Origin of the sequence: Halomonas sp. PBN3, assembly GCF_000475415.1 — a bacterium.
Lineage (GTDB): Bacteria > Pseudomonadota > Gammaproteobacteria > Pseudomonadales > Halomonadaceae > Halomonas > Halomonas shengliensis.
In genome coordinates this window covers 82955-95212 of sequence record NZ_AXCA01000157.1, presented here as the reverse complement: position 1 = coordinate 95212, position 12258 = coordinate 82955, and the positions used below count along the sequence as shown (strand labels likewise).

11 protein-coding genes are annotated in these 12258 nt (G+C 68.0%); 8 read left to right on the top strand and 3 right to left on the bottom strand.

Annotation, left to right across the window (positions count from 1 at the left end; genetic code table 11):
- The first annotated feature begins 74 nt into the window (after window positions 1–74).
- From aat to infA, 3 genes are all read left to right on the top strand, one after another.
- Window positions 75–827 carry a leucyl/phenylalanyl-tRNA--protein transferase gene (gene aat, locus Q673_RS27155; protein ID WP_023005848.1) on the top strand — a complete coding sequence of 251 codons (753 nt, stop codon included), beginning with the start codon at window positions 75–77 and terminating at the stop codon, window positions 825–827.
- 18 nt (window positions 828–845) lie between these two features.
- Entirely contained in the window at window positions 846–1583 is a 738-nt protein-coding gene (locus Q673_RS27150; RefSeq protein WP_023005847.1) for an arginyltransferase, read from the top strand.
- Window positions 1584–2148: 565 nt separating this feature from the next.
- Window positions 2149–2367, top strand: a complete 219-nt coding sequence (gene infA / locus Q673_RS27145; RefSeq protein ID WP_010627817.1) for a translation initiation factor IF-1 — start codon at window positions 2149–2151, stop codon at window positions 2365–2367.
- A 110-nt stretch (window positions 2368–2477) separates the two neighbouring features.
- On the opposite strand, the gene clpA is transcribed toward infA, so the two are convergent.
- From clpA to icd, 3 genes are all read right to left on the bottom strand, one after another.
- On the bottom strand, window positions 2478–4751 hold the full coding sequence (gene clpA, locus Q673_RS27140) for an ATP-dependent Clp protease ATP-binding subunit ClpA (RefSeq protein WP_023005846.1): 2274 nt from the start codon (window positions 4749–4751) through the stop codon (window positions 2478–2480).
- A 142-nt stretch (window positions 4752–4893) separates the two neighbouring features.
- On the bottom strand, window positions 4894–5217 hold the full coding sequence (clpS, locus tag Q673_RS27135; protein ID WP_043524818.1) for an ATP-dependent Clp protease adapter ClpS: 324 nt from the start codon (window positions 5215–5217) through the stop codon (window positions 4894–4896).
- A 188-nt stretch (window positions 5218–5405) separates the two neighbouring features.
- The gene (icd, locus tag Q673_RS27130; protein ID WP_023005844.1) at window positions 5406–6662 is read right to left on the bottom strand and encodes an NADP-dependent isocitrate dehydrogenase; all 1257 of its coding nucleotides are present in this window, start codon (window positions 6660–6662) and stop codon (window positions 5406–5408) included.
- Window positions 6663–6840: 178 nt separating this feature from the next.
- On the opposite strand from icd, the gene Q673_RS27125 reads away from it, so the two are divergent.
- From Q673_RS27125 to hflD, 5 genes are all read left to right on the top strand, one after another.
- Window positions 6841–9078, top strand: a complete 2238-nt coding sequence (locus Q673_RS27125) for an NADP-dependent isocitrate dehydrogenase (protein ID WP_023005843.1) — start codon at window positions 6841–6843, stop codon at window positions 9076–9078.
- A 126-nt stretch (window positions 9079–9204) separates the two neighbouring features.
- On the top strand, window positions 9205–9819 hold the full coding sequence (locus tag Q673_RS27120) for a pseudouridine synthase (RefSeq protein ID WP_023005842.1): 615 nt from the start codon (window positions 9205–9207) through the stop codon (window positions 9817–9819).
- Window positions 9816–10265, top strand: coding sequence for an NUDIX domain-containing protein (locus Q673_RS27115; RefSeq protein ID WP_023005841.1), 450 nt, complete (start codon window positions 9816–9818; stop codon window positions 10263–10265). The genes Q673_RS27120 and Q673_RS27115 overlap by 4 nt, the downstream gene beginning before the upstream one ends.
- A gap of 231 nt (window positions 10266–10496) precedes the next feature.
- Window positions 10497–11609, top strand: coding sequence for a tRNA 2-thiouridine(34) synthase MnmA (gene mnmA, locus Q673_RS27110; RefSeq protein ID WP_023005840.1), 1113 nt, complete (start codon window positions 10497–10499; stop codon window positions 11607–11609).
- Window positions 11606–12247, top strand: a complete 642-nt coding sequence (hflD, locus tag Q673_RS27105) for a high frequency lysogenization protein HflD (RefSeq protein WP_023005839.1) — start codon at window positions 11606–11608, stop codon at window positions 12245–12247. The genes mnmA and hflD overlap by 4 nt, the downstream gene beginning before the upstream one ends.
- The last annotated feature ends 11 nt before the right edge of the window (window positions 12248–12258 follow it).

Here is a 12258-nt window from a genome sequence, read left to right as displayed (position 1 = left end):
ATCACAGTGGCCAGCGCTTGAGCGCCGCCCTCGCCACCGGCACACTGGGGGGATCGTCGCAAGGATGCCCCGCCATGTTGCCCTGGCTGCCCCCCTTCCCCGTGCACTTCCCGCCCGTGGAGGAGGCCCTTGGCGACCCCGATGGCCTGCTCGCCGCCGGTGGCGCCCTTACCCCCGAGTGGCTGCTGGCCGCCTACCGCCGTGGCATCTTCCCCTGGTACGGCGACGACCAGCCGATCCTGTGGTGGAGCCCCGACCCGCGCATGGTGCTGCGCCCGGAGGAGCTGCGGGTGCGCCGCAGCCTGGCCAAGCGACTGCGCAATGCAGGCTTCACGGTCACCGCCGACCGCGCCTTCGATGCCGTGGTGGCGGCCTGCGCCGGGCCCCGCGATGGCCAGCCGGGGACCTGGATCACCGAGGCGATGCGCCAGGCCTACGGCCACCTGCACGCCCTGGGCGCCGCCCACTCGGTGGAGGTGTGGCAAGGCGAGCGCCTGGTGGGCGGGCTCTACGGCGTGGCCCTGGGGCCGGTGTTCTTCGGCGAGTCGATGTTCTCGCGGGAGCCGGACGCCTCCAAGGTGGCGCTGGTGCGGCTGGCCCGAGCCATGGCGAGCGGCGGTGGCCGGCTGATCGACTGCCAGATGCATACCGCCCACCTGGCCAGCCTGGGCGCCCGGGACATCGCCCGGGAGGCCTTCATCGGCTATCTTGAAGAGTGGCTGGGCCGCCCCGGCGAGGACGCCGCGTCGACGGATCGCTTCCTGCCCGCCTGCTGGTCCTTCGCGACCCTCGAGGGTCCGCCAGCCCCCAACGACCGTACGCCCTGAGCCAGGGAGAGAGCCACCGTGAGCAGCAACACCCCCCGCCAGCCGACCCGGGATCTGCGCTTCTTCCTCACCGTGCCCCACGCCTGCAGCTACCTCCCCGGGCACGAGGCCACCACGCTCTTCCTCGATCCTCAGGAGTCGCCCGGCCAGGGCGTCTACGATGCCCTGGCGCTGCTCGGCTTCCGGCGCAGCGGGCGCCATCTCTACCGGCCCCGCTGCGAGGGGTGCAGCGCCTGCATCTCGGTGCGCATCCCGGTGGCGGAGTTCACCCCCAGCCGCACCCAGCGGCGCCTGGCCCGGCGCAACGCCGACCTGACCCTGCACCTGCGCCCGGCGATCTTCGACCCCGAGCACTACGCCCTCTATGCGCGCTACATCCGCACCCGTCATGCCGACGGCGACATGTACCCGCCGAGCCACGAGCAGTACCGCACCTTCCTGACCCTCGACCAGCCCTATGCGCGGCTGCTGGAGCTGCGCCAGGCCGGACGGCTGGTGGCGGTCTCGGCCTTCGACCAGCTCGAGCACGGGCTCTCGGCGATCTACACCTTCTTCGACCCGAACCCCGCCTGGGAGCGCCGCTCGCTGGGCACCTTCGCGGTACTCACCCTGGTGGAGATGGCCCGGCGACGCGGCCTGCCCCACGTCTACCTGGGCTACTGGATCCGCGAATGCCGCAAGATGGCCTACAAGCAGGCCTTCCAGCCGCTGGAGCGACTGGAGGGACGCCACTGGCGGCGACTGATTCCCACCTGAGGCAATCGCCTGGCCCTCGCAGGGCTATCGCAGATGGAAGCACCGCTCAAGGCTTTCCCGGGGACAGACCCCGGAGCGCCGGACCATCGATGGGGCGCTGTGGACCCCTCCCTGGGTGCTACCGATGCCCTGCTGCGCTCTCGCGTCCCGCTCCGCTTGAAGGTCCGGTGCTGGCCATCCATGGCCAACCCGTTCGGAGGCATGCTCCTCACCCCTGGCATAGGACCCCCTCTACGACCTGTCCCCGGCGCCTTTCGCTATCGCGGCATGGCTAACTGCGATCGCACTAGCCCTCGCGCCCTTTCTTTGCCAGGGCTATCGCAGTTACCGAACCAAGGGGCGCTGGGGATAAGCCGAAGAGGAGGTCCGAGGACCAGGGACGGCCGAGGTAGCGTACAGGGAGGTATTTACAGCGCCTCCTCGTAGGCTTATCGCCAGATCAGCCCCGAGCTATCGAGCAGCCAGGCTATCTGCGATAGCCCTGCTTTCTTTGCCTTGCCGGTCGGCATGCGGCACAATATCGCGCTATTCTTGTACGTCTCACCCACAGCGAGGAAACGCCTATATGGCACGTGAAGACCATATCGAGATGGAAGGCGTCGTCGTCGACACCCTTCCTAACACCACCTTCCGCGTCGAGCTCGAGAACGGCCACGTGGTCACCGCGCATATCTCCGGCAAGATGCGCAAGAACTACATCCGCATCCTCACCGGCGACAAGGTCAAGGTCGAGCTGACTCCCTACGACCTGACCAAGGGCCGCATCGTCTACCGCTCCCGCTGATCCCCGCGGTCGAGCCCTCCCCTCCTCGACGCCTGCCCCGACACGACAACGCCCCGTCTCTCGACAGGGCGCTGTGTCGTGGGTGAACGGCGGGCTGGCGCCCGCCGCGGTCAGGGCGCGTCGGCCATCTCCGACTCGGTGGCGAGATGCAGCTCGCCCGCCTCCACGCTGACGTGGACCACGCCGCCGTGCTCGGAGAGCTCGCCGAACAGGATCATCTCCGCCAGCGGCTTCTTGAGCTTCTCCTGGATCAGGCGCGCCATGGGGCGGGCCCCCATGTCCGGGTCGTAGCCCTTCTCCGCCAGCCAGGCGCGCGCCGCCTCGTCGACATCGAGCTGCACGCGCTTCTCGTCGAGCTGGGCCTGCAGCTCCACCAGGAACTTGTCCACCACGCTACGCACCACCGAACCGGGCAGCGCATGGAACTGGATGATGCCGTCCAGGCGGTTGCGGAACTCCGGCGAGAAGGTCTTGCGGATCACCTCCATGGCGTCCGTGGAGTGGTCCTGGGTCTGGAAGCCGATGGAGCGCCGGGTGGCCTGCTCGACCCCGGCGTTGGAGGTCATGATCAGGATCACGTGGCGGAAGTCCGCCTCGCGGCCGTTGTTGTCGGTGAGCCGGCCGTGGTCCATCACCTGCAGCAACAGGTTGAAGACCTCGGGGTGCGCCTTCTCGATTTCGTCGAGCAGCAGCACGCAGTGCGGGTGCTTGGTGATCGCCTCGGTGAGCAGGCCACCCTGGTCGTAGCCCACGTAGCCCGGGGGCGCACCGATCAGCCGCGACACCGTGTGGCGCTCCATGTACTCGGACATGTCGAAGCGCACCAGCTCGATGCCCATGATATGGGAGAGCTGGCGGGCCACCTCGGTCTTGCCCACCCCGGTGGGGCCGGCGAACAGGAAACTGCCCACCGGCTTGTCCGGCGACTTGAGCCCGGCCCGGGAGAGCTTGATCGCCGCCGCGAGGCTGTCGATCGCCTCGTCCTGGCCGAACACCAGCATCTTGAGGTCGCGGTCGAGGTTCTCCAGCAGCTTGCGGTCGGAGCTGGAGACGCTCTTCGGCGGGATGCGTGCGATGGAGGCAACCACCGCCTCGACCTGGTCGGTGTCGATGGTGTCGACGCGCACCTCCGGCGGCAGCAGGCGCTGGTGGGCGCCGGCCTCGTCGATCACGTCGATCGCCTTGTCGGGCAGGTGGCGGTCGTTGATGTAGCGATCTGCCAGCCGCGCCGCGCTCTCCAGGGCGCCATCGGTGTACTTGAGCTGGTGATGCTCCTCGAAGCGCGAGCGCAGCCCCTTGAGGATGCGGATAGTGTCCTCCACCGAGGGCGCCGGCACGTCGACCTTCTGGAAGCGCCGTGCCAGGGCACGATCCTTCTCGAAGATGCCGCGATACTCCTGGAAGGTGGTGGAACCGATGCAGCGCAGCTCGCCCGAGGAGAGCAGCGGCTTGAGCAAGTTGGAGGCGTCCATCACCCCGCCGGAGGCGGCGCCAGCACCGATCACGGTATGGATCTCGTCGATGAAGAGGATGGCGTTGGGCTGCTTGCGCAGCTCGGCGAGCAGCGCCTTGAGACGCTTCTCGAAGTCGCCACGGTACTTGGTACCGGCCAGCAGCGCGCCCATGTCCAGGGAGTAGACCACGGCGTCGCCGATCACCTCGGGCACGTCCTCCTCGACGATGCGCTTGGCCAGGCCCTCGGCGATGGCGGTCTTGCCCACCCCGGCCTCGCCCACCAGCAGCGGGTTGTTCTTGCGCCGCCGGGCGAGGATCTGCACCACCCGCTCGAGCTCGTGCTCGCGACCGATCAGCGGGTCGATCTTGCCCATCCGGGCCTGCTCGTTGAGGTTGGTGGCGTAGCCGGTCAGCGGGTTGGAGGCGGTCTCGCCGCCCTCCTCGGCCTCCTCGGAGTCGCTCGCCGCGGAGGACGGCGCCTGGTCATGCCCGGCGACCTTGGAGATGCCGTGGGCGATGTAATTGACGGCGTCCACCCGCGCCACGTTCTGCTGCTTGAGGAAGTAGACCGCCTGGCTCTCCTGCTCGGAGAAGATCGCCACCAGCACGTTGGCGCCGGTCACCTCGCTCTTGCCGGAGGACTGCACGTGGAAGACCGCGCGCTGCAGCACGCGCTGGAAGCCCAGGGTCGGCTGGGTCTCGCGGTCGGCCTGATCCTCGGGGATCAGCGGCGTGGTGGAGTTGATGAAGTCCTGCAGGTCGGACCGCAGCTTGTCGAGGTTGGCCCCGCAGGCGCGCAGCACGTCCGCCGCGGAGGCGTTGTCGAGCAGCGCCAGCAGCAGGTGCTCCACGGTCATGAACTCGTGACGCTTGGAGCGCGCCACGGTGAAGGCCGTGTTCAGGGTCAGTTCAAGTTCTTTGCTCAGCATGGCAGTCCCCTTCTTGCCGCCCAGGGCGTTGCGTCGGATCTTTTCGGGTCCGGCATCATCAACATCGGGCACAAACGCCGCCGTTGCAAGCTCGCCAGCCAACGGCAGCCCGGCGCGGCCCGTCGCGACCATGTCCGGGGAGTCAGTCCGCCGCCTCGATGTCGGAGAGCAGCGGGTGCTGACACTCTCTAGCGTATTGATTGACCTGATGGCTTTTGGTTTCCGCGATGTCGCGGGTGAAGATGCCGCAGGTGGCCTTGCCCTGCGTGTGCACCGTCAGCATCACCTGCACCGCGGTCTCGCTGTCCATGTGGAAGAAGGTCTGCAGCACCTCCACCACGAACTCCATGGGGGTGAAGTCATCGTTGTGCAACACCACCTTGTACATCGGTGGCGTCGCCAGCTCCGGCTCGGCGGTCTGCACCGCCAGGCCGTCGTCCTCCTCGGTGCCGGGCGGGCGGGTCATCCCGCCGCGTACCACGCCTGCGAACTCATGCTCGAACATAGGAAATAGGGGTCTCGACTGTGCCGGCATCCCGGGTCCATCCAGCTGGATTGGACGCCTTCGGGCCGGCAGGGTTCAGCGCCCGCCTCAACGCAACGACCCCCGCCCGCCGGTTCGGCGGACGGGGGCCGGCGATCGGGGGCACGTCGTTACATGTTATCGGCGACGGCCTGGCCGAACTCGGAGCACTTGAGCAGGGTGGCATTGTCCATCAGGCGCTCGAAGTCATAGGTGACCTCGCCCCTGGAGATCGCCTTCTCCATGCCCTTGAGCACCAGGTCGGCCGCCTCGACCCAGCCCATGTGGCGCAGCATCATCTCGGCGGAGAGGATCAGCGAGCCGGGGTTGACCTTGTCCTGGCCGGCGTACTTGGGCGCCGTGCCGTGGGTCGCCTCGAACATGGCGGTGGTGTCGGAGATGTTGGCGCCCGGCGCGATGCCGATGCCGCCCACCTCGGCCGCCAGGGCATCGGAGAGGTAGTCGCCGTTGAGGTTCAGGGTGGCGATCACGTCGTACTCGGCCGGGCGCAGCAGGATCTGCTGCAGCATGGCGTCGGCGATCACGTCCTTGATGACGATCTGCTTGCCGCTCTTCGGGTTCTTCATGGTCATCCAGGGGCCGCCGTCGAGCGGCTCGGCGCCGAACTCCTCGCGGGCAAGCTCATAGCCCCAGTCCTTGAAGGCCCCCTCGGTGAATTTCATGATGTTGCCCTTGTGCACCAGGGTCAGCGACTCGCGGTCGTTGTCGATGGTGTACTGCAGGGCCTGGCGCACCAGGCGCTTGGTGCCCTCCACGGAGACCGGCTTGACGCCGATGCCGCAGTTCTCCGGGAAGCGGATGTTGGTGACCCCCATCTCCTCGCGCAGGAACCGAATGACCTTGTCGGCCTCCGGGGTGCCGGCCTTCCACTCGATGCCGGCGTAGATGTCCTCGGAGTTCTCGCGGAAGATCACCATGTCGACGTCGGCGGGCTTCTTCACCGGGCTCGGCACCCCCTCGAACCAGCGCACCGGGCGCTGGCAGACGTAGAGGTCGAGCTTCTGGCGCAGGGCGACGTTCAGCGAGCGGATGCCACCACCCACCGGGGTGGTCAGCGGGCCCTTGATGGAGACGATGTACTCCTTGACGGCCTCCAGGGTCTCCTCCGGCAGCCAGGTGTCGGCGTCGTAGACCTGGGTGGCCTTCTCGCCGGCGTAGACCTCCATCCAGTGGATCCTGCGCTCGCCGTTGTAGGCCTTCTCCACGGCGGCGTCGATGGCGATCATCATCGCCGGGGTGACGTCGACACCGATGCCATCACCCTCGATATACGGGATGATCGGCTGGTTCGGCACGTTCAGGGTGTTGTCGGCGTTGGCGGTGATCTTCTGGCCACTCTCGGGAACGACGATCTTCTGATACCCCATGGCGAACTCCCGTGCTGGTCTGTTCAGTGGAGCCGGGAGTATAGCACCGCCCTCCCGAGGGGAGTAAGGAGGCCGGGACATTTGTCGACAATCCTGCTAGGATCACCCGCCAGCCGGGGAGCCAGCGACGTGACGCGGTCCCCACGCCTCCGCTGTGACCAGAGAGATCAACGCTACCATGTCCAAAACGCCGAAGATTATCTACACGTTCACCGACGAAGCGCCTGCGCTGGCGACCCACTCGCTGCTGCCGATCATCGACGCCTTCACCGATGCCGCCGGCATCGAGGTGGAGACTCGCGACATCTCCCTGGCGGCGCGGATCCTCTGCCAGTTCCCCGACTACCTGGGCGACGACAGACGCGTCGAGGACCACCTGGCCGAGCTGGGCGACCTGGCCAAGACGCCGGAGGCCAACATCATCAAGCTGCCCAACATCAGCGCCTCCATGCCGCAGCTGCGTGCGGCGATCAAGGAGCTGCAGGGCCAGGGCTACCCGCTGCCGGACTACCCGGACGAGCCGGCAAGCGACGAGGAGCGTGACATCAAGGCGCGCTACGACCGGACCAAGGGCAGCGCCGTCAACCCGGTGCTGCGCGAGGGTAACTCCGACCGTCGCGCCCCCAAGGCGGTCAAGGAGTACGCCCGCAAGTACCCGCACCACATGGGCGAGTGGAGCCAGGCCTCTCGCACCCACGTCTCGCACATGCACGGCGGCGACTTCTATCACGGCGAGAAGTCGATGACCCTGGATCGCGCCCGCAACGTGAAGATGGAGCTGATCACCGCCAGTGGTGAGACCCGGGTGCTCAAGCCCCGCGTCGAGCTGCAGGATGGCGAGGTCATCGACAGCATGTTCATGAGCAAGAAGGCGCTGCTCGCGTTCTACGAGCGCGAGATCGAGGATGCCCGCAAGACCGGCGTGATGTTCTCGCTGCACGTCAAGGCCACCATGATGAAGGTCTCGCACCCCATCGTGTTCGGCCACTGCGTGCGGATGTTCTACAAGGAGGCCTTCGAGAAGCACGGCGCGCTGTTCGACGAGCTGGGCGTCGACGTCAACAACGGCATGGCCAACCTCTACGAGAAGCTGGACACCCTGCCCGAGGCCCAGCGTGACGAGATCGTCCGCGACCTGCACGCCTGCCACGACGAGCGCCCGGAGCTGGCGATGGTCGACTCGGCACGCGGCATCACCAACTTCCACTCGCCCAGCGACGTGATCGTCGACGCCTCGATGCCCGCCATGATTCGCGCCGGCGGCAAGATGTACGGCGCCGATGGTCGCATGAAGGACGTCAAGGCGGTGATGCCGGAGTCCACCTTCGCCCGCATCTACCAGGAGATGATCAACTTCTGCAAGTGGCACGGCGCCTTCGACCCGGCCACCATGGGCACCGTGCCCAACGTCGGCCTGATGGCCCAGAAGGCCGAGGAGTACGGCTCCCACGACAAGACCTTCGAGGTCCCGGCGGCGGGTGTCGCCAACATCACCGACCTGGATACCGGCGAGGTGCTGCTCTCCCAGGATGTCGAGGAGGGTGATATCTGGCGCATGTGCCAGGTCAAGGATGCGCCGATCCGCGACTGGGTCAAGCTGGCCGTGAACCGCTGCCGCGACTCCGGCATGCCGGCGGTGTTCTGGCTCGACCCCTACCGTCCCCACGAGAACGAGCTGATCAAGAAGGTCCGCACCTACCTCGCGGAGCACGACACCGAGGGGCTCGACATACAGATCATGTCCCAGGTGCGCGCCATGCGCTACACCCTGGAGCGCGTGGTGCGCGGCCTCGACACCATCTCGGTGACCGGCAATATCCTGCGTGACTACCTCACCGACCTCTTCCCGATCCTGGAGCTGGGCACCAGCGCCAAGATGCTCTCCATCGTGCCCCTGATGGAGGGTGGCGGCCTGTTCGAGACCGGCGCCGGCGGCTCCGCGCCCAAGCACGTCCAGCAGCTGCTCGAGGAGAACCACCTGCGCTGGGACAGCCTGGGCGAGTTCCTGGCCCTGGGCGCCTCCCTGGAGCACCTCGCCAAGGCCTTCGACAACGAACGCGCCGCGCTGATGGCCGACGCCCTGGACAAGGCCACCGGCCGCTTCCTCGAGGAGAACAAGTCGCCGTCGCGCAAGGTGGGCGAGATCGACAACCGCGGCAGCCACTTCTACCTGGCCCTCTACTGGGCCGAGGCCCTGGCCGCCCAGGACAAGGACGCCGGCCTCAAGGAGCGCTTCGCCCGCCTGGCCGAGACCCTTGTGGCCAAGGAGGCGACCATCATGGAGGAGCTCAACGGCGTGCAGGGCCAGCCGGTGGACCTCAAGGGCTACTACCATGCCGATCCCGAGCTGGCCCGCTCGGTGATGCGTCCCAGCAAGACCCTCAACGAGGCCCTGGCGCTGGTCGCCAACGCCTGATCCGTCGCCCCGGCGACCGCCGCCTGCGGGCGGCCCTACCGGCTCCCGTCCGCCGCCAGGCAGACGGGAGCCGCTGCGTTATGGCACCGGGCATGGCATAGTGCTCGACATGAAGGGATGCCCGCGATGAACCTCTACCTGCTCCACAAGCCCTACCGCATGCTCTCCCAGTTCACCGACCGGGGGAGCGCGGACGGCGAGCGGCGCGCCACCCTGGCCGACGTGATCGACGTGCCCGGCATCTACCCCGCCGGGCGCCTGGACCACGACTCCGAAGGCCTGCTGCTGCTCAGCGACGACGGCGAGCTGATCCACCGCATCAGCCACCCACGCCACAAGCAGCCCAAGACCTACCGGGTGCAGGTGGAGGGCGACCCCGATGAGGCCGCCCTGCAGGCGCTGCGCGACGGCGTCGCCCTCAAGGACGGCATGACCCGGCCGGCGAAGGTGCGCCGCCTGGCCCAGAGCGGCCTGCCCGAGCGCGACCCGCCGGTGGATCCCCGGCGCCACCCGGTCACCACCTGGCTGGAGCTGACCATCGGCGAGGGGCGCAACCGCCAGGTGCGGCGCATGACCGCCCGGGTGGGCCACCCCACCCTGCGCCTGGTCAGGGTGGCTATCGGCCCCTGGCGGCTCGACGGCCTGGCCCCTGGCGAGTGGCGCCGCGAGACGCTGCACGCCCCGCGCCAGCCCCGGGGCAAGGGGCGGCATCCGGCAAGAGGAAAAGGAGGCAGGCGATGAGCCGCTGGCACCCCTATGTCACCGTGGCCTGCGTGGTGGAGCGCGCCGGCGCCTTCCTGATGGTGGAGGAGGAGCGCGGCGGCCCGCAGACGCTGTTCAACCAGCCCGCCGGCCACCTGGAGCCCGGCGAGCGGATCCGCGACGCCGTGCTGCGCGAGGTGGAGGAGGAGACCGCCTGGCGGGTCGGTATCAGCGACTACCTGGGCATGTATGTCTACCAGGCCCCGGACGGCAAGACCTTCCACAGCCACGCTTTCCTCGGCATGGCCCTGGCCCATATGGGCAACGCCCTCGACCCGGCGATCCACGCCGTGCACTGGCTGACCCTGGAGCAGATCGAGGCGCTGGAGCGCGAGGGGCGGCTTCGAAGCCCCCTGGTGCTGCGCCGCATCCGCGACGCCCTGGCCGGACGCTTCTACCCCATGGACGTGATTCACGAAAGGTAGGGGCAAGCTGCAAGCTGCAAGCTGCAAGCTGCAAGCTGCAAGACCAGGATGATGCCCTCTGTTGCAGCGCAAGCAAGGGCTGTCCCTGTAGCGAGTGACGTGTCACATATGGCCGTTCACCACATCGGGGGTTGCTTGTGGCTCGCCCCTTGTGGCCGACCGCTCGGCGCCTGGCCCTCGTATCATGTATAATCACGCCCCATTTATGTCACACCGATTCCGAGGGCGCCCATGACCGCCACCCCAGGCAAGGTGATCGTCGGCATGTCCGGCGGCGTCGACTCCTCCGTCTCCGCCCTGCTGCTGCTCGAGCAGGGCTACGACGTCGAGGGCCTGTTCATGAAGAACTGGGACGAGGACGACGGCACCGAGTACTGCACCGCCAAGGCCGACCTGGCCGACGCCGAGGCCGTGTGCGAGAAGCTCGGCATCCGACTGCACACCGCCAACTTCGCCGCCGAGTACTGGGACAACGTCTTCGAGCACTTTCTCGCCGAGTACCAGGCCGGGCGCACGCCGAACCCGGACATCCTCTGCAACCGCGAGATCAAGTTCAAGGTGTTCCTGGAGTACGCCGAGATGCTCGGCGCCGAGAAGATCGCCACCGGCCACTATGTTCGCCAGGGAATTCGCGGCGGCCGCCCGCGGCTGCTCAAGGGCCTCGATGCCAACAAGGACCAGAGCTACTTCCTGCATGCCGTGCCCGAGGCCGCCATCGCCCGCACCCTCTTCCCGGTGGGTGAACTGGAGAAGCCCGAGGTGCGCGCCATCGCCGAGCGCCACGGCCTGGTGACCGCCAGGAAGAAGGATTCCACCGGCATCTGCTTCATCGGCGAGCGGCGCTTCCGCGACTTCCTGCGGCAGTACCTTCCCGCCCAGCCCGGGGTGATCGAGACCCCCGAGGGCGAGGTGATCGGCGAGCATATGGGCCTGATGTACTACACCCTGGGCCAGCGCCAGGGGCTCGGCATCGGCGGGCTGCCCGACCATCCCGAGGCGCCCTGGTACGTGGCCGCCAAGGACCTCGAGCGCAACGTACTGATCGCCGTGCAGGGCAAGCACCACCCGCTGCTCTACACCGACAGCCTGGCCACCGAGGCGATGGAATGGGTCGCCGGCGAGGCACCGATGGCCGAGGGCCGGCTCACCGCCAAGACCCGCTACCGCCAGGCCGATGTCCCCTGCACCTTCCGCACGCGGCCGGACGGCGGCGTGGAGGTGCGCTTCATGGATCCCCAGCGCGCCGTCACCCCCGGGCAGTCGCTGGTGCTCTACGACGGCGAGATCTGCCTGGGCGGCGCGGTCATCCGCGAGACATGGAACGCCGCGGAGGTCGCCGCATGACCGCCTCCACGCCGATCCACCGGGTCCCCGACGATCCCGTCACCCGCCAGGCCTTGGCCCTGGCCGGCGTCTTCCAGGCCGCCAGCCTGGTCGACGATCTGGCCCGCACCGGCCAGGTCGACCAGCGCGCCTGGGACACCCTGATCCGCGCCACCCTGGATACCAACCCCGAGAGCTTCGAGGCGATCTACGGCGGCCATCCCAACAACCTGCGGCGCGGCCTGGAGGTGCTGGAGAGCGTCATCGGCCGCAAGCAGGCCAACCCGGTGGTGCTGCGCTACGGCTTCACCCTGCTGCTGCTGATGAACAAGCTGCGACGCCACACCGCGATGATGGACGCCCTGGGCGAGAAGCTGACCCGCATCCAGGGCCAGGCCGAGCACTTCGGCGAGACCCACGAGAACGTCGTCGCCAGCCTCGGCGAGGCCTACCAGGAGACGCTCTCCACCTTCAAGACCCGCATCGTGGTGCAGGGCGACCCCTCGCTGCTGCAGAGTCGCATGATGCCCGAGCGGGTGCGCGCCTGCCTGCTGGCCGGCATTCGCTTCGCCCTGCTGTGGCACCAGCAGGGCGGCCGGCGCTGGAAGCTGATCCTGCAGCGCGGCGCCCTGAAGAAGTCCCTGGACCGGCTCGGCTGAGCCGCTCCCCC